This is a genomic window from Pseudomonas sp. So3.2b (assembly GCF_019464415.1).
Taxonomy (GTDB): Bacteria; Pseudomonadota; Gammaproteobacteria; order Pseudomonadales; family Pseudomonadaceae; genus Aquipseudomonas; species Aquipseudomonas shahriarae.
The window spans coordinates 5223188-5243723 of the sequence record NZ_CP080494.1; the positions used below are offsets into that span (position 1 = coordinate 5223188).

Annotated in this window: 14 protein-coding genes; 13 read left to right on the forward strand and 1 reads right to left on the reverse strand. The window is 60.7% G+C overall.

The genetic code is table 11. The annotated features are described in order from the left end of the window. The first annotated feature begins 476 nt into the window (after window positions 1-476). The 12 genes from K1X80_RS23465 to K1X80_RS23520 all read left to right on the forward strand — a co-directional run bounded on the left by K1X80_RS23465 (window position 477) and on the right by K1X80_RS23520 (window position 16942). Entirely contained in the window at window positions 477-1793 is a 1317-nt protein-coding gene (locus K1X80_RS23465) for a nucleotide sugar dehydrogenase (protein WP_198817999.1), read from the forward strand. 83 nt (window positions 1794-1876) lie between these two features. Beyond that, window positions 1877-3358, forward strand: a complete 1482-nt coding sequence (gene alg8 / locus K1X80_RS23470) for a mannuronan synthase (RefSeq protein ID WP_162947770.1) — start codon at window positions 1877-1879, stop codon at window positions 3356-3358. 37 nt (window positions 3359-3395) lie between these two features. Then, window positions 3396-4565 (forward strand): alginate biosynthesis protein Alg44, encoded by a 1170-nt coding sequence (locus K1X80_RS23475; RefSeq protein ID WP_057958527.1) that lies wholly within the window; start codon window positions 3396-3398, stop codon window positions 4563-4565. A gap of 164 nt (window positions 4566-4729) precedes the next feature. Continuing rightward, window positions 4730-6109: an alginate biosynthesis TPR repeat lipoprotein AlgK gene (gene algK / locus K1X80_RS23480; protein ID WP_220172977.1), complete on the forward strand. Its 1380-nt coding sequence runs from the start codon at window positions 4730-4732 to the stop codon at window positions 6107-6109. Then, a complete protein-coding gene (locus K1X80_RS23485; RefSeq protein ID WP_057438224.1) occupies window positions 6106-7593 on the forward strand; it encodes an alginate export family protein in 1488 nt (495 codons plus the stop codon). The genes algK and K1X80_RS23485 overlap by 4 nt, the downstream gene beginning before the upstream one ends. Further along, window positions 7593-9182 (forward strand): mannuronan 5-epimerase AlgG, encoded by a 1590-nt coding sequence (gene algG / locus K1X80_RS23490; protein WP_057958526.1) that lies wholly within the window; start codon window positions 7593-7595, stop codon window positions 9180-9182. Before K1X80_RS23485 ends, algG begins: the two co-directional genes overlap by 1 nt. Before the next feature lie 11 nt (window positions 9183-9193). Further along, window positions 9194-10642: an alginate O-acetyltransferase gene (locus tag K1X80_RS23495; protein ID WP_120734471.1), complete on the forward strand. Its 1449-nt coding sequence runs from the start codon at window positions 9194-9196 to the stop codon at window positions 10640-10642. A gap of 8 nt (window positions 10643-10650) precedes the next feature. Continuing rightward, window positions 10651-11751: a mannuronate-specific alginate lyase gene (locus K1X80_RS23500; protein ID WP_120734119.1), complete on the forward strand. Its 1101-nt coding sequence runs from the start codon at window positions 10651-10653 to the stop codon at window positions 11749-11751. A 187-nt stretch (window positions 11752-11938) separates the two neighbouring features. Continuing rightward, complete coding sequence (locus K1X80_RS23505; RefSeq protein ID WP_057438220.1) at window positions 11939-13471, forward strand: MBOAT family protein; 1533 nt, start codon at window positions 11939-11941, stop codon at window positions 13469-13471. Between the two features lie 11 nt (window positions 13472-13482). Then, the gene (locus tag K1X80_RS23510) at window positions 13483-14673 is read left to right on the forward strand and encodes an alginate O-acetyltransferase (protein WP_057958524.1); all 1191 of its coding nucleotides are present in this window, start codon (window positions 13483-13485) and stop codon (window positions 14671-14673) included. A gap of 16 nt (window positions 14674-14689) precedes the next feature. Next, window positions 14690-15343 carry an alginate O-acetyltransferase AlgF gene (locus tag K1X80_RS23515; RefSeq protein ID WP_057438217.1) on the forward strand — a complete coding sequence of 218 codons (654 nt, stop codon included), beginning with the start codon at window positions 14690-14692 and terminating at the stop codon, window positions 15341-15343. 147 nt (window positions 15344-15490) lie between these two features. Continuing rightward, on the forward strand, window positions 15491-16942 hold the full coding sequence (locus K1X80_RS23520; protein WP_057438216.1) for a mannose-1-phosphate guanylyltransferase/mannose-6-phosphate isomerase: 1452 nt from the start codon (window positions 15491-15493) through the stop codon (window positions 16940-16942). A 126-nt stretch (window positions 16943-17068) separates the two neighbouring features. Here K1X80_RS23520 and K1X80_RS23525 read toward each other — a convergent pair whose 3' ends face one another. Beyond that, the gene (locus K1X80_RS23525) at window positions 17069-19849 is read right to left on the reverse strand and encodes a dermonecrotic toxin domain-containing protein (protein WP_220172531.1); all 2781 of its coding nucleotides are present in this window, start codon (window positions 19847-19849) and stop codon (window positions 17069-17071) included. A 203-nt stretch (window positions 19850-20052) separates the two neighbouring features. On the opposite strand from K1X80_RS23525, the gene K1X80_RS23530 reads away from it, so the two are divergent. Next, window positions 20053-20517 carry a hypothetical protein gene (locus tag K1X80_RS23530; protein ID WP_057438212.1) on the forward strand — a complete coding sequence of 155 codons (465 nt, stop codon included), beginning with the start codon at window positions 20053-20055 and terminating at the stop codon, window positions 20515-20517. Window positions 20518-20536 lie beyond the last annotated feature (19 nt).

Sequence of the window (20536 nt, forward strand, 5' to 3'; positions counted from 1 at the left end):
TCATACCACCGGTAACGATTATCTCTGTTCTTGTGCGATATGACTTACACAGCGACCAACGGAAGTAGCAAAGTTGTCATATTCAACTTTGACCCTTCGGTCTGATTAACAACTGTTTAGTTGAGGGCGGGCGATAAGGTTGCATGACCATCCCCTACAAGGCCAAGGCTGAGCCTACCCAAATGGGTCAGTGAGACAACCCAATGCGTTGATAGATAAGGGCTTTATATCCATATCAAGGCGTTGCGGCACTGACGCCAGACCCTTCTCACCGAAGGCTGGCTGCATTTCAGGGCAAGCCCCAACAATAAGGCCAAGTTGCGCACAACTTGAGTGCATTAGTTAGTCACTCGACTTTTAACATGCCTGTACATGGCAATGCTGTGTCTATTCACCGCATTACCTAGTGCATGAGTGACGCTTGAAAACATGAACTCCGGCCATCTAATGGCGTGATAAAGATAGAGGTAAATGCGATGCGCATCAGCATATTTGGTTTGGGTTACGTGGGCGCAGTATGTGCCGGTTGCCTGTCTGCACGGGGCCACGAAGTGGTCGGCGTAGACATTTCCAAGGATAAGATCGACCTGATCAACGCGGGCAAATCCCCCATCGTTGAACCCGGCCTGGGCGAACTGTTGAGCCAGGGCATTGCCACCGGCCGCTTGCGCGGTACCACCAACTTCGCCGACGCCATCCGCGATACCGACCTGTCGATGATCTGTGTCGGCACACCGAGCAAAAAGAACGGCGACCTGGAACTCAACTACATCGAGGCGGTATGCCGCGAGATCGGTTTTGTCCTGCGTGACAAGACCACCCGCCACACCATCGTGGTGCGCAGCACCGTGTTGCCCGGCACCGTGGCCAACCTGGTGATCCCGATCCTCGAAGACTGCTCCGGCAAAAAAGCCGGCGTCGACTTCGGTGTCGCGGTCAACCCGGAGTTCCTGCGCGAATCCACGGCCATCGCCGACTACGACCTGCCACCGATGACCGTGATCGGTGAACTGGACAAAGCCTCCGGTGATGTCCTGCAATCGCTGTACGAAGAACTCGATGCGCCGATCATCCGCAAGGACATCGCCGTTGCCGAGATGATCAAGTACACCTGCAACGTGTGGCACGCCACCAAAGTCACCTTCGCCAACGAAATCGGCAACATCGCCAAGGCCGTAGGCGTCGATGGTCGCGAAGTGATGGAAGTGGTCTGCCAGGACAAGACCCTCAACCTGTCCCAGTACTACATGCGCCCCGGCTTTGCCTTCGGCGGCTCGTGCCTGCCAAAAGATGTGCGCGCCCTGACGTACCGCGCCAGCTCCCTGGACGTGGAGGCGCCGCTGCTCAACTCGCTGATGCGCAGCAACGAATCCCAGGTACAGAACGCTTTCGACATCGTCTCCAGCCACGACAAGCGCAAGGTCGCCCTGCTGGGCCTGAGCTTCAAGGCCGGCACCGATGACCTGCGTGAAAGCCCACTGGTGGAACTGGCGGAAATGCTTATCGGCAAGGGCTTCGACCTGAGCATCTACGACAGCAACGTCGAATACGCCCGTGTGCATGGGGCCAACAAGGACTACATCGAAGGCAAGATTCCCCACGTGTCGTCCCTGCTCAACTCGGACTTCGACGATGTGATCAACAACAGCGACGTGATCATCCTCGGCAACCGCGACGAGAAATTCCGCGCCCTGGCCCAGCAAGCCCCGCACGGCAAGCAAGTGGTCGACCTGGTGGGCTTTATGACCCAGGCCACCAGCGTCAGTGGCCGTACCGAAGGCATTTGCTGGTAACAGCAACGGCAAGTTTCAAGCTGCAAGTGTCCTGATCCCCAGCGCTTGCAGCTTGAAGCCTTCTTCACCTTCGGATGACGCTTATGTCCAAGTTAAAACACGTACTGCTCCAATCCGCCGGCTGGCTGGTCTTTCTGAGCCTGCTGATGGGACTCGCCCTGCTGCTGCCGGCGAGTACGTTCGACTCCGAGTCGAAGAATTTTATTTTCCTGATTGGCGCCGTGGGTATCTGGCGCTACTCGATGGGTGCTACGCATTTCTTTCGCGGCATGCTGTTCCTGTACGTGGTCTACCCGCACCTGCGGCGCAAAGTGCGCAAGCTGGGCAAGGCGGCGGACCCGTCCCATGTGTTCCTGATGGTTACCAGCTTTCGTATCGACGCATTGACCACGGCCCAGGTCTACAGCTCGGTGATCCGCGAGGCCATCGAGTGCGGTTTCCCCACCACTGTGGTCTGCTCCCTGGTGGAAATGTCCGATGAGCTGCTGGTCAAGAGCCTCTGGGAAAAGATGAACCCACCGGCTCACGTCAAGCTCGACTTCGTGCGTATCGCCGGCACCGGCAAGCGCGACGGCCTGGCCTTCGGTTTTCGGGCGATCTCCCGTCACCTGCCGGACGACCGCGCCGTGGTGGCGGTGATCGACGGCGACACCGTGCTCGCCGAAGGCGTAGTGCGCAAGACCGTGCCGTGGTTCCAGCTGTTCGGCAATGTCGGCGGCCTGACCACCAACGAGTTCTGCGAAGTGCGCGGCGGCTACATCATGAGCGAGTGGCACAAACTGCGCTTCGCCCAACGCCACATCAACATGTGCTCCATGGCCCTGTCCAAGCGCGTGCTGACCATGACCGGACGCATGTCGGTGTTCCGTGCCAGCGTCGTCACCGACCCCGGTTTTATCGCCGACGTGGAAAGCGACTCGCTGCAACACTGGCGCCTGGGCCGTTTCAAATTCCTGACCGGCGATGACAAGTCCAGTTGGTTCAGCCTGATGCGCCTGGGTTACGACACCTTCTACGTGCCCGATGCGGCGATCAACACCGTGGAACACCCGCCGGAAAAGAGCTTTATCAAGGCCAGCCGCAAGCTGATGTTCCGCTGGTACGGCAACAACCTGCGCCAGAACTCCCGGGCCCTGGGCCTGGGCATGGGCCGCCTGGGTCTGTTCACCAGCGTGGTGCTGTTCGACCAGCGCGTGTCGATGTGGACCTCCCTGCTCGGCCTGACCGTGGCGATCATCGCCACCTTCAAGTACGGCGGCGCGTTCATCCTCGCTTACCTTTTGTGGATCGGCATCACCCGCCTGATTCTGACCCTGTTGCTGTCGTGCTCGGGGCACAAGATCGGCCCCGCCTACCCGGTGATTCTCTATTACAACCAGATCATGGGCGCGCTGGTGAAGATCTACGTGTTCTTCCGCCTCGATCAACAGTCCTGGACCCGCCAGGACACCAAACTGACCCGCGATTTGGCCAGCTTTCAACGTTGGTTCAACACCTGGTCGTCTCGGACCATGACCTTCTCCGCCGGCAGCATTTTCGTCGCCGTGTTGCTGATGATGGTCTGACCCTGCCAAGCCTGAATTAACTTAAGGAAATGCCCTGATGAACAGTCAAGTAAACGCCAACGTTGTCCACGAATCCGAAGCCCAGCGCCAACACGCCCGGGTGAAAATCCCGGCCAAGCTGCGCTTCTTCGGTGCCGACCGCACGCCCATGGAAGTACGGGTCATCGACCTGTCCGCCGGCGGCCTGGCCTTCAATGCCGCCCAGCAACCGCTGAAGGTCGGCGATGTGCATAAAGCGCGCCTGCAGTTTGTCATCGACAACCTCGGCCTGGCGATGGACGTGGAGCTGTTGATCCGCTCCCACGACCGCCAGACCGGCCGCACCGGCTGCCAGTTCCAGAACCTGGATGCCCAGGATATTTCCACCCTGCGGCACCTGATCACTTCGCACCTGTCCGGCGATATCGTGACCATGGGCGATGTACTGGCGACCCTGCAGCGCGACAACTTCACCAAGGCACGCAAGGTCAAGGACAGCGGCAGCGGCATGAGCGCCTTTGGTCGCCTGCGCGCCGTGACGTTCAGCCTGGCGATCTTCCTGGTGGGCCTGGCGGCATTCGGGTTTGTGTTCAAGTCGGTGTATGGCATGTACTTCGTCAGTCATGCCCAGGCCGGCCTGGTCAGCGTGCCGGGGATGAACGTCACGATGCCCCGCGACGGCACCGTGCAAAGCCTGATCAAAGACCACGGCGTTGCCGCCAAAGGCGCGCCACTGGCGACCTTCAGCACCAGCATGCTGGATGTGCTCAAGGGCCACCTGGACGAAGACCAGCTGCAACCGGCCAAGGTCGAAGAGCTGTTCGGCAAGCAAATGACCGGCACCCTGACCTCCCCTTGCGACTGCATCGTCGCCCAGCAACTGGTGGCTGATGGTCAATACGCGAGCAAGGGTGATGTGATCTTCCAACTGGTGCCGCGCGGCAGTCAGGCGAATGTCGAGGCGCGCTTCTCCTATCGCCAGTTCGGCGACGTGCGCCCAGGCACCCCGGTGAGCTTCCAGGTCGCCGATGAAGAACAGACCCGCACCGGCACCATCGTCAGCAGCACCAGCCTCAACAGCGCCGACCTGTCCTCGGATATCCGCGTGCAGATCAAGCCCGATGCCCCGCTGGACAGCGCCTATGCCGGCCGCCCCGTGGAAGTGACCAGCGACCGTGGTCCGTCCCTGAACTGGCTGATTGATAAAGCCATGGCTGCTGGTTTGTAAGCGAGGATTTGCCTGTGAAGCCTATTTCTAGAACAACACAATCCTTGTGGGAGCCCACTTCTGTGGGAGCCGGGCTTGCCCGCGATGGCATCGACTCGGTGCAGCAGATACACCGCGGCGATGCCATCGCAGGCAAGCCAGCGCCCACAAAAGCTCGCTCCCCCTTGCGACCTGTGGCGCTGCTGGCATTGGCCGTCACACTGGCCGGTTGCGCCGGCCTGCCCGACCAGCGCCTGGCCAATGAAGCCCTCAAGCGTGGCGACACCACCACCGCCGCGCAGAACTACCAGCAACTGGCAGAGCTGGGCTACAGCGAAGCCCAGGTCGGCCTGGCCGATATCCAGGTCGGCAGCCGTGACCCGGCGCAGATCAAGCAAGCCGAAGCCACCTACCGTGCGGCGGCCGATATTTCGCCCCGCGCCCAGGCCCGTCTCGGTCGCCTGCTGGTGGCCAAGCCCGGCGCCACCGAAGCCGAGCACCGCGAAGCCGAAGGCCTGCTGAAAAAAGCCTTTGCCAATGGCGAAGGCAACACCCTGATCCCGCTGGCCATGCTGTACCTGCAATACCCCCACGATTTCCCCAGCGTCAACGCGCAGCAGCAGATTGATAGCTGGCGCTCCGCCGGCTACCCGGAAGCCGGCCTGGCACAGGTGCTGCTGTACCGCACCCAGGGCACCTACGATCAGCACCTGGATGACATCGAAAAAATCTGCAAGGCCGCGCTGAACAGCACCGATATCTGCTACGTCGAACTGGCCACTGTCTACCAGAAGCGCGAGCAACCGGAGCAACAGGCCGAACTGCTCAAGCAGATGGAAGCCGGCTACAGCCGTGGCACCGTCAGCGCCCAGCGGGTCGACAGTGTGGCCCGTGTGCTGGGCGATGCCTCATTGGGCAAGACCGATGAAAAAAGCGCCCAGGCCCTGCTGGAAAAAATCGCCCCCGGCTACCCGGCGTCCTGGGTCAGCCTCGCGCAACTGCTCTACGACTTCCCGGAACTGGGCGACGTCGAGCAGATGATGAAGTACCTCGACAACGGCCGCGCCGCCGACCAGCCCCGCGCCGAGTTGCTGCTGGGCAAGCTCTACTACGAAGGCAAGTGGGTGCCGGCCGATGCCAAGGCCGCCGAAGCCCACTTCCAGAATGCCCAGGGCCGGGAAGTGGCCGCCGATTACTACCTCGGCCAGATCTACCGCCGTGGCTACCTGGGCCAGGTCTACCCGCAAAAAGCCCTGGATCACTTGCTGACGGCGGCGCGCAACGGCCAGAACAGCGCCGACTTCGCTATCGCCCAGCTGTTTTCCCAAGGCAAGGGCACCCAGCCCGACCCGCTCAACGCCTATGTGTTCAGCCAATTGGCGAAGCGCCAGGACACGCCGCAGGCCAATGAACTGGCCGCGCAACTCGAACAACAACTGCCGCCCGCCCAGCGCGCCGAGGGCCAGCGCCTGCTGCAACAAGAGCTGGCCGCCCGTGGTGCCTTGAGCCAAAGCACGCTGCAACTGCACGCCCTGCAAGAAGAAGACGGCGAGGAATCCCTATGAAACTCAATCCATTCGTCAAGGCCGGTATTGGCCTGACCTTCGCCCTGCTGTGGTCGTGCCCGACCCTGGCCGCGCTGACCGAAGACAAGAACTTCGGCCTGGACGTGAAAGTCACCGGCCAGTCCGAAGACGACCGCGACCTGGGCACGCAAAAAGGCGGCGACGTCAACGGCATCGGCCTGGATGTGCGCCCGTGGATCTACGGTGAAAGCGGCGCCTGGAGCGCCTACGCCATGGGCCAGGCGGTGGCGTCCAGCGACATCATCGAGACCGACACCCTGCAACAGTCCGATGGCGACACCACCGAGCAATCGAGCAACAACGACCGCAAGACCAAGAAAAACTACCTGGCCCTGCGTGAGTTCTGGGTCGGCTACAGCGGCTTCACCCCCTACCCCGGCGAGATCCTCAAGCTGGGCCGCCAGCGCCTGCGCAATGATGACGGGCAATGGCGCGACACCAACATCGAAGCGCTGAACTGGACCTTCGACACCACCCTGCTCAAGGCCAATGTCGGCGCCGCCGAACGCTTCAGCGAGTACCGCACCGACCTCAAGGAACTGTCCCCCGAAGACAAGGACCGCCAGCACTTCTACGCCGACGCGGCCTACCAGTGGACCCCGGGCCATTGGGTTGGCGTGCGCGGTCATCACAGCCATGACGACGGCAAGCTCGACTACCCGCAACCGGGCGTGGCCGCCGATTCGCTGGACAAGCGCCAGAACGGCGACCTGACCTGGCTCGGCATTGAGGCCAACAGCGACGCTTATAACTGGCGCAACACCAACACCGTCAACTACTGGGCCAGCGTCACCGGCATGCAGGGCGACCGTAGCAACGTCAACGCGCTGAACGCCGACGGTAGCCGCCCGGCCAACGCCAAGCGCAATACCGATGTGGATGGCTGGGCCACCGACCTGGGGGTGCGCCTGCGCCTCGACCCGCAGTGGCAAGTGGGTGCGGCCTATGCCCGCGCCAGTGCCGACTACGAGCAGAACGGCCTGCAAAGCAACCGCTCGAACTTCACCGGCACCCAATCGCGGATGCATCGTTTTGGCGAGGCGTTTCGCGGCGAGATGAACAATATGCAGTCCATGAGCCTGTTCGGTTCCTGGCAGTTGCGCGATGACTACGACGCCAGCCTGGTCTACCACAAGTTCTGGCGTGTGGACGGCAACAAGCCAGTGGGCAGCAATGGCATCGACGCGGTGCAGAACAACTACGACGACGTCACCGGCGCCGTGCTGTCCAGCGCCTCCCTGCCCCTGGAAGACGGTAAGAAAGACCTTGGCCAGGAGATGGACCTGGTGGTCACCAAGTACTTCAAGAAAGGCCTGCTGCCCGCCGCCCTCAGCCAGTCGATCGACGAACCGTCGGCCCTGGTGCGCTTTCGTGGCGGTGTGTTCAAACCGGGCGACGCCTATGGCAAGCAAGTCGACTCGTACATGCACCGCGCCTTTGTCGATGTGATCTGGCGTTTCTGATGGGAGCCTGCGCAATGAATCCTCACGCCCTCAAAGGCTCGGCCCTGCTCGCTGCGGCAATGCTGCTGGCGTGCGCCCCGGCCTTTGCCAATGTCGAGCCGCAGGTCAAGGCGCCCACCCTCGCCAAGGAACTGCAACAGGCCAAGACCTACACCATCACCAGCCCGCCTACGGCGCCGCTGGAGATGGCCAAGCCGCCGCTGCCGGACCTCTCGGGCTACACCGCCGAAGCCGTGGCGAAAAAAATCGTGCGCAGCAAGGCCGGCAAGGTCAGCGTGCGCCGGATGATGCAGGAAAACGCCCTCAAGGACTTCATCGGCGGCGACAACAAGATGGCCGAATGGGTGGTGCGCCAGCACGGCATTCCCCAGGCGATCTTTATCGACGACGGCTACATGAACCTCAAGGACCTGCTCAAGAAGGTGCCCAAGCAATACCTGAGCGAAACCTCGCCCGGCGTGTTCCTGGCCAGGCTGCCGATTGTGGTCGGCGAAAAAGGCATCCTCGAAATCGACGGGCAGACCCAGGAATTGCGCCTGTCCCAGGAAGCCGGCTCGTTCCTGGTCAACGACGGCCAGCTGTTTGTGCGCGACACCAGGATCACCGGCTGGCGCGAGAAAACCAACGGCCCGGCGACCTTCCGCTCGCCCACGGAATTCCGCCCGTTCCTGCTGGCCTGGGGCGGTACCCAGACCTATATCGTCAACAGCAAGATGGCCAGCTTCGGCTATGCCAACAGTAAGTCCTACGGCGTGAGTATTTCCCAGTACACGCCGAACATGGCCAAGGTCCTCAAGCGCCCGGAGCCGACCGGCTGGATTGTCGATTCCGAGTTCTCCGACATGTGGTACGGCTTCTACTGCTACGAAACCACCGGTTTTGTGATCAAGGGCAGCACCTACAAAGACAACATCGTCTACGGCATCGACCCCCACGACCGCTCCCACGGCCTGATCATTGCCGACAACACCGTATACGGCACCAAGAAGAAGCACGGCATCATTATTTCCCGTGAAGTCAACGACAGCTTCATCTTCAACAACCGCAGCTACGACAACAAGCTGTCGGGCCTGGTGATCGACCGTAACAGCGTGAACAACCTGATCGCCGACAACGAGATCTACCGCAACCACACCGACGGCATCACCCTCTATGAGAGCGGCGATAACCTGTTGTGGGGCAACAAGGTGATCAGCAACCGTCGCCACGGCATCCGTGTCCGTAACAGCGTGAACATCCGCCTGTACGAGAACCTCGCCATGGCCAACGGCCTGACCGGGGTCTACGGCCATATCAAGGACCTGACCGACACCGACCGCGACATCGCGCTCGATCCGTTCGACACCAAGGTCTCGCTGATCGTGGTTGGCGGCGAGCTGGCGGCCAATGGCAGCGGGCCGCTGTCCATCGACTCGCCGTTGAGCATCGAGCTGTACCGCGTGTCGATGCTCGCGCCGACCAAATCCAGTGGCATCAGCTTCTCCGGCGTTCTAGGTGAGCGCCAGGAAGAGATTCTCGACTTGCTGGTACGCCAGAAAAAAGCCGTGCTGATCGACCCTGTCGAACGCCAGACCCCATTGCAGGACTGAGGATGACCTTTATGCACCCACACATGATCAAGCTACTCAGCCTCTCGGGTTTGACCCTCGGCATCCTGGCCGCCAGCAGCGGCGTGCGCGCCGATGAAGCCCAGGCGCCGAGCTTTACCGCCGAGCCGTGCTGCAACCTGTGCCCCGAGGCCCACGACGCAAAGAACTACACCACCCGCTACCAGCAGAACTTCACCACCCTGGTACAGGCCCAGGGCGACTGGCTGTTCCGTACCCAGGAAGACCTGCGCACCGAATTCGACACCACCCCGGCCGGCTACAAGCGCATGCAGCAACTGCGCGATGCGTTCAAGAGCAAGGGCGTGGAACTGGTGGTGGTCTACCAGCCGACCCGTGGCCTGGTGAACCGCAACAAACTCAACCCGGCAGAGAAAGCCAGCTTCGATTTCGACAAGGCCCTGGGCAACTACAAGAGCATGCTCGGGCGTTTTGCCAAGATGGGCTATGTGGTGCCGGACCTGTCGCCGCTGACCAACGAGCAATTGCCGGACGAACAGCCGGCCCACGACTTCTACTTCCGTGGCGACCAGCACTGGACCCCGTATGGCGCCCAGCGCACCGCCAAAATCGTCGGGGCCAAGGTGCGCGCCATGCCCGAGTTCGCCGGGATCCCCCAGCGTGAATTCGAGACCAACAAGTCCGGGCGCATGGGCAAGACCGGCACCCTGCACAACATGGCCGGGCAGCTGTGCGGCACCAGCTACGCGATCCAGTACATGGACCAGTTCAGCACCGAGCCCAAGGGCGAAGCGGCGGACGGCGACCTGTTCGGCGACTCCGGCAACCCGCAGATCACCCTGGTGGGCACCAGCCACAGTGGCAAGAACTACAACTTCGCCGGCTTCCTGCAACAGGAAATCGGCGCCGACATCCTTAACGTCGCCTTCCCCGGCGGTGGCCTGGAAGGCTCGATGATCCAGTACCTGGGCAGCGAAGAATTCCAGAAGAGCCCACCGAAGATTCTGATCTGGGAATTCTCACCGCTGTATCGCCTCGACCAGGAAACCACCTACCGCCAGATGATGGCCCTGCTCGACAACGGCTGTGAGGGCAAGCCGGCGCAGATGAGCGCCAGCACCACCCTCAAGCCGGGCAAGAACGAGTTGATGGTTAACAGCAAGAACATGGACCTGCGCAACAGCCGTCATCAGGTCGACATTCGCTTCGCCGATCCCTCGGTGAAAACCCTGCAAGCCACCCTCTGGTACATGAACGGGCGCCACGAGGACATCAAGATCGACAAACCCGAAACATCCGAGACAGACGGGCGTTTCGCCTTTGAACTGCGCACCGATGAAGACTGGGCCTCGCAGAACCTGCTGGCCGTGGAAGTGCAGGGCCCCGAAGCGGGCGCTGCGGCGCAGAAAGTCGAAGCGAAAATTTGCACACGCAACGTATTCCCCGCGGGTGGTCAGCAGACTGCTTCCGCCGGGCAATGAGGTTACCTATGCAGAAGTTATTGATTCCAACGTTGCTCGGCCTGGCGATATTTGCCGGCCACGCCAACGCCGCCGCGCCGCTGCGTCCGCCCCAGGGCTACTTCGCGCCGATTGAAGCGTTCAAGACCGGCGACTTCAAGAATGACTGCGACGCCATGCCGACGCCCTACACCGGCTCGCTGCAGTTTCGCAGCAAATACGAAGGCTCCGACAAAGCCCGTTCGACCCTGAATGTGCAGTCGGAAAAAGCCTTTCGCGACAGCACCGCCGACATCACCAAACTGGAAAAAGACACCAGCAAGCGGGTGATGCAGTTCATGCGCGACGGTCGCCCGGAGCAATTGCAGTGCACGCTGAACTGGCTGGTGAGCTGGGCCAAGGCCGATGCGTTGATGTCCAAGGACTTCAACCACACCGGCAAGTCGATGCGCAAATGGGCGTTGGGCAGCATGGCGTCGGCCTATGTGCGCCTGAAGTTCTCCGAGTCGCAACCGCTGGCCAGGCACCCACAGGAATCGCAGTTGATCGAAGCCTGGTTCAACAAACTGGCCGAGCAAGTGGTCAGCGACTGGGACAACCTGCCCCTGGAAAAAACCAACAACCATTCGTACTGGGCCGCCTGGTCGGTGATGGCCACATCCGTCGCCACCAACCGTCGCGACCTGTTCGATTGGGCGGTGAAGGAATACAAGGTCGGTGCCAATCAGGTCGACGCCCAGGGCTACCTGCCCAACGAACTCAAGCGCCAGCAACGGGCCTTGGCCTACCACAACTATGCGCTGCCACCGCTGGCGATGATCGCCAGTTTCGCCCTGGTCAATGGCGTGGATGTACGCCCGGAAAACAACGGCGCACTCAAGCGCCTGGGCGACAAGGTGCTGGCCGGGGTCAAGGATCCGGAACTCTTCGAGCAGAAGAACGGCAAAGAGCAGGACATGCAGGATCTGGAGCAGGACTCGAAATTCGCCTGGCTGGAGCCCTTCTGCACCCTCTACACCTGCGCCCCGGAGGTACTGGAGCGCAAGCACGAGATGCAGCCGTTCAAGACCTTCCGCCTGGGTGGCGACCTGACCAAGGTCTACGACCCGGCACATGAAAAAGGCAGTTAGCCGCTGATCGTTCCCACGCTCCGCGTGGGAATGCAGCACGGGACGCTCTGCGTCCCACAGCGTGACGCAGAGCGTCACAAGAGGCATTCCCACGCAGAGCGTGGGAACGATCGCCCTCCCCGGTTTTCGTGGGGGGTTTGGGGGGGCCGTTGGCCCTTGACTGTTGGTTAAACATGGAGAGATCGGGATGGTTTTCTCGTCCAATGTGTTCCTGTTTCTGTTCTTGCCGATCTTTCTCGGCTTGTACTATTTGAGCGGGCAACGCTATCGCAATCTGCTGCTGCTGATTGCCAGTTATGTGTTCTACGCCTGGTGGCGAGTGGACTTCCTGGCGCTGTTCGCCGCCGTGACCCTGTGGAACTACTGGATCGGCCTCAAGGTCGGTGCCGCAGGCGTGCGCACCAAGCCGGCCCAGCGCTGGCTGCTGCTCGGCGTGGCGGTCGACCTGTGCATCCTCGGCTACTTCAAGTACGCCAACTTCGGCGTCGACAGCATCAACCTGATGATGAAGTCGGCGGGACTGGAGCCGTTTATCCTGACCCACGTGCTGTTGCCGATCGGGATCTCGTTCTACATCTTCGAGTCCATCAGCTACATCATCGACGTGTACCGCGGCGACACCCCGGCCACCCGCAACCTCATCGACTTTGCGGCGTTCGTGGCGATCTTCCCGCACTTGATTGCCGGCCCGGTGCTGCGCTTTCGCGACCTGGCCGACCAGTTCAACAACCGCACCCACACCCTGGATAAATTCTCCGAGGGCTGCACGCGGTTCATGCAGGGCTTTATCAAGAAGGTGTTTATCGCCGACACCCTGGCGGTGGTGGCCGACCATTGCTTTGCCCTGCAAAACCCCACCACCGGCGACGCCTGGCTCGGCGCGCTGGCGTATACCGCGCAGCTGTATTTCGACTTCTCCGGCTACAGCGACATGGCGATCGGTCTGGGCTTGATGATGGGCTTCCGCTTTATGGAAAACTTCAAGCAGCCGTATATCAGCCAGTCGATCACCGAGTTCTGGCGGCGCTGGCATATCAGCCTGTCCACCTGGCTGCGTGACTACCTGTACATCACCCTGGGCGGCAACCGCAAAGGCACGCTGACCACTTATCGCAACCTGTTCCTGACCATGCTGCTCGGTGGCCTGTGGCACGGCGCGAACATCACCTACATCGTCTGGGGCGCCTGGCACGGCATGTGGCTGGCGATTGAAAAAGCCATCGGCCTCAACACCTCGCCACGCAGCTTCAACCCGGTGCGCTGGGCCTTCACCTTCCTGCTGGTGGTGATGGGCTGGGTGATCTTCCGTGCCGAAAACCTGCACGTCGCCGGTCGCATGTACGGCGCGATGTTCAGCTTTGGCGAGTGGTCGCTGTCGGAACTCAACCGCGCCAACCTGACGGGCCTGCAAGTGGCAACCATGGTGGTGGCCTACGCCACGCTGGCGTTCTTCGGCCTGCGCGACTTCTACAACAATCGCCCGGCCGACAAGGCCAAGCCGGCCGATCCGAGCCTGATCAAGGCAGTGCCTGGCGACACCCCCGGCAGCATCCAGGAGCCCGGTTTCAGCGTCGGCAGCAACGCCGCCGTGCAACCGGCCTACTGGACCGCCGACTGGCCCCGCTATGCCATGCGCGCGGTGATCCTGCTGCTGTTTGTGGCTTCGATTCTGAAACTCTCGGCGCAAAGCTTCTCGCCGTTCCTTTACTTCCAGTTCTGAGGGAGCCGACCATGACCCGTTCATTCCGCATCCTCTACGCCGCGCTGTTCATGGCCCTGCTTATGGCCCTGGGCGCGTGGTCGGTGCGCAGTTTCTTCGGTTTCAACACCAACGCCGAGGCCACCGTGCTCAACGGGCGCTGGGCCAAGGCCGTCGAGACCCATTACGACGACGAGTTCCCGATCAAGCGCCTGGGCACCAACCTCTGGGCCGCCCTGGACTACAAGCTGTTCAACGAAGGCCGTCCCGGCGTGGTGCTGGGTCGCGATCACTGGTTGTACAGCGACGAGGAGTTCAACCCCGCCGTCAACGAAGAGCAGAACCTGCAAGACAACTACGCCCTGGTCGAAGGCGTGCGCCAGACCCTCAAGGCCAAGGGCGTGCAGTTGGTGATGGCGATTGTCCCGGCCAAGGTGCGCCTGTACCCGGAGCATCTGGGTGAAGTGCAACCGGCGAGCATTCATGCCGGGCTTTATCAGGACTTCCATGCGCGGGTTGCCGCCGACAAAATCCTCGCCCCCGACCTGCTGGGCCCGCTGCAACAGGCCAAGCTCCACGGCCAGCAGGTGTTCCTGCGCACCGACACCCACTGGACCCCGGATGGCGCCGAAGTCGCCGCCAAGCAGCTGGCCAGGACCATCAACGCCAAGACCCTGCTCAGCGGCGAGCCCCAGCGCTTTGTCACCGACGCCGAGGGCATCGCCCCCCACAGCGGTGACTTGCGCCTGTTCCTGCCCCTGGACCCATTGTTCGAAAACCTGATGCCGCCCAAGGAGCCCCTGCAAAAACGCGTGACCCACGCAGTGCAGGCCCAGGCCGCAGGCGACGACGCGCTGTTTGCCGACAGCGAGATGCCGGTGGCCCTGGTGGGCACCAGCTACAGCGCCAACCCCAACTGGAACTTCGTCGGCGCCCTGAAGCAAGCCCTGGGCAGCGAAGTGGTGAACTACTCCGAAGACGGCCACGGCCCGATCCTGCCGATGCTCAGCTACCTGAAAAGCGATGACTTCAAGAACAGCCCGCCGCAAGTGCTGATCTGGGAGTTTCCGGAACGCTATCTGCCGGTGAACAACGAAATCGGCGAAGCCGACCCCGAGTGGGTCGCGCAGCTCAAACAAGCCGGTACGCGCCAACAGAACATGGCAAGCAACACCCCAGTTAAAACCGAAAAATCCGAGACGCCCGACCGGGCGCAAAACTGAAAGAGAGGTAACTCACATGACTTTCACTACTACTCCGCGTCGTCTCGCCAAGACTCTGGCCCTGGCCGCCGGCATGAGCTTCGTATCCATGTCCGCGTTCGCAGGCGACGCCGCCCTCTATGGCCCCGTCGCACCGAAAGGCTCGAGCTTCGTGCGCCTGTTCAACGCCAGCAACCAGGAAGTCAGCGCCAGCGTCGGCAACACGGCGTTGAGCGATGTGGCACCGCTGGCCAGCAGTGACTTCAGCTTCCTGCCGGGCGGTGACTACAGCGCCAAGGTCGGTAGCCAGAACGTCACGGTCAAACTGGCCGCCGATCACTATTACACCCTGGTCAACAGCGCCAGCGGCCAGCCGCAACTGATCGAAGAACCGCCGTTCAAGAACAAGCAGAAATCCCTGGTGCGCGTGCAGAACCTCAGCGACAAGGCCCTGACCCTGAAAACCGCCGACGGCAAGACCGATGTGGTCAAGGCCGTGGCCGCCAAGGGCCGTGGCGAGCGCGAGATCAACCCGGTGAAGGTCAGCCTGGCGCTGTACGACGGTGACAAGAAAGTTGGCGATGTGAAGCCGGTGGCCCTGGAACGTGGTGAGGCGGCGGTGCTGTATGTCACCGGCTCCGGCAGCAACCTGTCGCCAGTGTGGGTCAAGCGCCCCGTGTCGACCCGTTGATGATTTCCCTGAGTTGAGACGCCCCCTTGTGGGAGCTGGTTTGCCTGCTCCCACACTGTCCGCGTGTCGACTCAGGACCGAGACAAAAACAAGAGTGAAACGACAAACCTTCGTAGCTCTGACCCAAATCGATTCAAGGAGAAACACATGATCCCAGTAATCCTTTCCGGTGGTAGCGGCTCACGTCTTTGGCCGCTTTCCCGTAAACAGTTTCCTAAACAGTTCCTGGCCCTGACCGGCGAGCACACGCTGTTCCAGCAAACCCTCGAGCGCCTGGTGTTTGAAGGCATGGACGCACCGATCATCGTCTGCAACAAAGACCACCGTTTTATCGTCAATGAGCAACTGAGCACTCGCAAGCTCGACAGCCAGCGCATCCTGATGGAACCGTTTGGCCGCAACACCGCGCCGGCCGTGGCCTTGACCGCGATGATGCTGGTCAATGAAGGCCGCGATGAACTGATGCTGGTCTTGCCAGCCGACCATGTGCTGGATGACCAGAAAGCCCTGCAACGCGCCCTGGCCCTGGCTACCGTGGCGGCCGAGCGTGGCGAGATGGTGCTGTTCGGTGTACCGGCCACCCGTCCGGAAACCGGCTACGGCTATATCAAGTCCACCAACGATTCGCTGCTGCCCGAAGGTGTCAGCCGGGTGCAGCAGTTCGTCGAGAAGCCGGATGAAAAACGCGCCGTCGAGTTCGTCAAAAGCGGCGGTTATTTCTGGAACAGCGGGATGTTCCTGTTCCGCGCCAGCCGCTTCCTCGAAGAGCTGAAAAAGCACGATCCGGACATCTACGACACCTGCGTGCTGACCCTGGAACGCAGCGAACACACCGCCGACACCGTGACCTTCGACGAAGCCACCTTCGCCTGCTGCCCGGACAATTCCATCGACTACGCGGTGATGGAAAAAACCCAGCGCGCCTGCGTGGTGCCGCTGAGTGCCGGCTGGAGCGACGTGGGTTGCTGGGCCTCGTTGTGGGCGGTCAATGACAAAGACGCCAACGGCAACGTGACCAAGGGCGACGTGGTGATCCAGGACAGCAAGAACTGCATGATCCACGGCAACGGCAAGCTGGTGTCGGTGATCGGCCTGGAAAACATCGTGGTCGTGGAAACCAAGGACGCGATGATGATTGCCCACAAGGACAAGGTCCAGGGCGTCAAGCAGATGGTCAACACCCTGAACGAACAGGGGCGCAGCGAGACCCAGAACCACTGCGAGGTCTACCGTCCGTGGGGCTCCTACGACTCGGTGGACATGGGCGGGCGTTTCCAGGTCAAGCACATCTCGGTCAAGCCGGGCGCGTGCCTGTCGCTGCAGATGCACCACCACCGCGCCGAACACTGGATCGTGGTCAGCGGCACCGCCGAAGTGACGTGCGACGAGAATGTGTTCCTGCTCTGCGAGAACCAGTCCACCTACATCCCGATTGCCTCGGTGCACCGCCTGCGCAACCCGGGCAAGATCCCGTTGGAGATCATCGAAGTGCAATCGGGCAGCTACCTGGGCGAAGACGATATCGAGCGGTTTGAAGATATCTACGGGCGCTCGACTCCCGTCGAGCGTGGTGTGTCAGTGAAAACCATCGCGCAGTAACACCGCAAAACAAAAAGCCCTCGCCCAGCCCGTTGCGTCCCCTATCCGCAATGGGCTGGGCGGGGGCTTTTTCTGATCGGGCCACTTTGCAGATTGGCAGCGATCACCCACTCAGCGTTGTTCCCTTCACTCGAAATAGTCCTTGAAATTGTTCGGCCCCAAATACAGAAAGTTCGACGGCGTCAGCTTGATTTCTTTGGCCATCTTGAGCTCGACGAACTGGCTGCCGGCCGTGACCGGGCCTAAATCCGTGGGCACCTGGTCAGAGCTGAAGATCACCATATAGTCGCCACTGCCCACATAGCGTTCATTCCCTAAAAACAACAGGTTCTCAACGTTCTCGCTGTTAAATTGCTGGCCTGGGGGGTTAACGTACACACCGCCCTTTGAACCCGCACGCCTTTCACCACGCGCCAGATCATTGATGCTTCGCTCGCGAGCGATCGCTTCTGCGCCGGCCTTGCTGGTGTAGTGAATGTAAACCGGCTTGCCGTTGTAAGTGCCCGAATCCACTATCGACTGCCAATCCTGATGATTGGCCAAGGGTTGATTGGTTGCTGAGCTTGATGCCAGCGGGCCCTGCCCGGCAGGCTGCTCGCGGGCAGCGTTGACCCCCTTGCCTTTTCTATTGCCCCCGAGCATCTTGCTCGCGCGCCATTGGTTATCGGCACCTGTTTCAACGGTCAGTACGGGTTTACCGGTCTGGGGATCAATAATCTGGACATAGCCGTCACTGAGTTTGAAATCACCTTTAATCTCATACGTCTTGGCGATACCGGACTGATCGGTGTAACGGATAAACCAACGATCTAGCCCCGCCTCGTTCTTGTACTGATAAATCCCTCTAGCATTGACTGTGCTCTTGGCCAGTAACGATTCGCCATCGGCAATGGCGTAGGCGCTGATGTTGTCCGTTTGTGACGGTTGCAGGCGATTGGGCACATCGGCATCAACGCCTGGAGAGTCAGGCGCCGGTTCGGACGCGGACTCCACGGAGGGTTCAGGGGCTAGCGGTTCTTCTTTGGGCAGCGCAAAGGGATCCGCGGCATTTGAGCTGAGACCGGCAGAGGAGAACAAGGTGTTGATCATGCCATCGAATGACTTCGACGCCCCGTCATGACGTTCAGCCTGGGTGTCGCCCGAAATCTCTTTTTCGGTGCCCAATACCACTTCCGTGAGACTTGTGATGACGGCAGCGGCGGCGACCGGAGCAGCCAGCGGGGCCAGTTTGACCAGCAGTTCTGCGCCGACCGAAATGTCGTTGAGCCAGGTGTCACGGGTGACCTCGCTGTTGGATTTGATCGCGGTGTCTGCGTCGTTCCTCATACGCTGCTGGCCACTGTCCGCCATGTGACTGAACACATCGCCCTTGATCGCGATATTGCTGCGGTCAATGACGTTGCCCTCCTGGCTGCTGACGCTATCCGTACTGAGGTATTCCAGGGATGAATCGACGCCGTTTTTTGGCCGTATCTCAGAGATCAGGGAACCCAGCGGCACGATTGCATTAAAGAATGCGGTCCCAAAACCACCGGACTCACTGTTCTGCCGATCAGCCAACGAGAAGTGCGACTCCAGGGCTTTGCGCGTCTGGGGCGTCTTGCCTTGATCGCTGACCCATTGATCCATTTTTTCCAGTGAGGCGAATTTCAGAAAGGCTGGCTTGGCGTCAGGAATATAGAGAATTTGCACGCCGTCCAGGCGCCCGCTGGCATCCTTCTGGAGCCCCTCTGCGGGCAGGGTAAAACGCAAAATATCACTGGACTGAAAGCCATTGATATCAAATGCATGAACCTGGACATCGCCGGTTACCGGGGAGGTTGCCTGCAGTTTCTCCACGGTCATGGGCTGGTCTTCGGCTATTTCTGCACCGGTAACCGCCTTCATCAGCCGTCTATAGTCACTCCTGGTGAGCTGATGCTCGGGCGGCTGCAGCGCACGTTCGGCCGGTAACTTCGCCTCCTGGGCCTTGAGTTGCTCGCCTGCCCTATAGATGAATATGCCTTTCTGGACTGTGCGGTAGCCATCGGCGTGGTCTTTCCAGAAGCTGTCGATTTTTGCCGACATGGTCGTCTGGAAATCGGATTTCCAAAGGGCCTTCATAAAGGCCGAAGGCGCCAGGGGGATTTCGTTGTGGGCGCCATAGCCTGCTTTGGCGCTTTGTCCGGGGCCGTCTTTATACAAGCCCGCTTCCGAGTCCAGAGTGCCGGGAATCCCGTCGTACTCGGAAAAGTTCTTCAACACGGCGTCAGTCAAACTGATGGATGACGTGGGTTCTTCCTTCATGTGTTCCCAACCGGTAGCGGTTTGCCCTGATTGCGAACTGTTAAAACGATTCAAATAAGTCTTGTCGGCGTCTACATGGATTCCGGTCAACCCGAACACAATTTCTTCTGCACGCTTTTTGGCTTCTTTGCGCACATCTGGAAACGCCACGGCCGTGTCCAACACAATCTTTTTGAATTTGGTTTTTTCGACATTGGCCTTGGCGGCTCGCTCGGTAATGACTGCGTAGGCATTCGAGGGGCTTGTCGGTGCCAGGGCAGACACGGTCTGCCTGAGTTGGATGAGCCCCTCTCGGTTTTGCGGAATGCTCCAGCCATTGGCGGTGATGTATTGCGCAAGGCTGACTTCCATTGTCGGGCCTGGGTGTTGCGCATCGGGAGCCAATTGTATTTTGGCGGTTTGCAAGGCCGGGAGAATATGCTCATTGGATATACGGCCCGTTGCAAGTCCTTGCTCCAGGCCTGCCAGGGTCAGTATCAGCGCGTTACGGTTGTCCAGGGCACTGTTGCCGGCAACGGTGGTGGCTTGGGGATTGGAGGCGGACTTCATTGGGCTGCTCTCATCGTCAGAAGCGAAGGAGCGGTAGGCTGGAACAGCAAAATTTTGTACGGATAAGGTCATGGCGTTGTTCTCGGCACGTATAAAAAAAGCTCACAGAACAACGACCGTCAGTCTGTGGCTGTATATAGGTGTGTGAAGCGAACAACCCCCTTGATTCCAGCGCGAAGGTTACGTGGAGTGTCCGTTCGGGGGTGACCGCAACCCGATAGGCAACCGCATGCTGTCAACGGTACGATGGTTCATCTACCCACGAGGCTGCCCCCATGTTCTTCGGCGTTCTGCTCATCATCACCTGGCTGGTCCTACTCCTGCGCTACCCGGCCAAGGCATTGCCGGTTTCCCTCGCCGCAGCAGTGGGCTTGGGCTTCGTGGCGATATGGGTGGTCTGGCTGGACAACCGCGAAGCCTCGCAACTGGCGCGCCTGGAACTGCGCATCCACTATGCCCCCGATCAGTGCCCCGCCGACCGCCCCTTGCAGCTCAAGCTCAACAACGGCAACGACGTCCCCCTGACCGAACTGCGCTGGCGCGTCGCCGCCTACGCACCAGGCGATACGGTGAACCTGGCGGACAACGTCTATGCTGCCCCGCGTTATCGCGGCCCCGGCGAACTGCAGGCCGGCGCCACCTGGGAAGACTGTCTGCCAGTGCCGCCCCTGCGCCCCGGCTACCGCCCGCAAACCCTGGAGTTTCGCGCCGAACACCTGCAAGGCAGCTTCTCCGACTAACCACTACCAAGGATTGCCC

What these genes read in the sequence shown, in the direction of transcription:
- K1X80_RS23515 (WP_057438217.1), top strand. Translation starts at nt 14,690, where the DNA reads ATGACTTTCACTACTACTCCGCGTCGTCTCGCCAAGACTCTGGCCCTG.
- K1X80_RS23520 (WP_057438216.1), top strand. Translation starts at nt 15,491, where the DNA reads ATGATCCCAGTAATCCTTTCCGGTGGTAGCGGCTCACGTCTTTGGCCG.
- K1X80_RS23500 (WP_120734119.1), top strand. Translation starts at nt 10,651, where the DNA reads ATGCAGAAGTTATTGATTCCAACGTTGCTCGGCCTGGCGATATTTGCC.
- K1X80_RS23510 (WP_057958524.1), top strand. Translation starts at nt 13,483, where the DNA reads ATGACCCGTTCATTCCGCATCCTCTACGCCGCGCTGTTCATGGCCCTG.
- K1X80_RS23530 (WP_057438212.1), top strand. Translation starts at nt 20,053, where the DNA reads ATGTTCTTCGGCGTTCTGCTCATCATCACCTGGCTGGTCCTACTCCTG.
- K1X80_RS23475 (WP_057958527.1), top strand. Translation starts at nt 3,396, where the DNA reads ATGAACAGTCAAGTAAACGCCAACGTTGTCCACGAATCCGAAGCCCAG.
- K1X80_RS23485 (WP_057438224.1), top strand. Translation starts at nt 6,106, where the DNA reads ATGAAACTCAATCCATTCGTCAAGGCCGGTATTGGCCTGACCTTCGCC.
- K1X80_RS23525 (WP_220172531.1), bottom strand. Translation starts at nt 19,849, where the DNA reads ATGACCTTATCCGTACAAAATTTTGCTGTTCCAGCCTACCGCTCCTTC.
- algG (WP_057958526.1), top strand. Translation starts at nt 7,593, where the DNA reads ATGGGAGCCTGCGCAATGAATCCTCACGCCCTCAAAGGCTCGGCCCTG.
- alg8 (WP_162947770.1), top strand. Translation starts at nt 1,877, where the DNA reads ATGTCCAAGTTAAAACACGTACTGCTCCAATCCGCCGGCTGGCTGGTC.
- K1X80_RS23465 (WP_198817999.1), top strand. Translation starts at nt 477, where the DNA reads ATGCGCATCAGCATATTTGGTTTGGGTTACGTGGGCGCAGTATGTGCC.
- K1X80_RS23505 (WP_057438220.1), top strand. Translation starts at nt 11,939, where the DNA reads ATGGTTTTCTCGTCCAATGTGTTCCTGTTTCTGTTCTTGCCGATCTTT.
- K1X80_RS23495 (WP_120734471.1), top strand. Translation starts at nt 9,194, where the DNA reads ATGCACCCACACATGATCAAGCTACTCAGCCTCTCGGGTTTGACCCTC.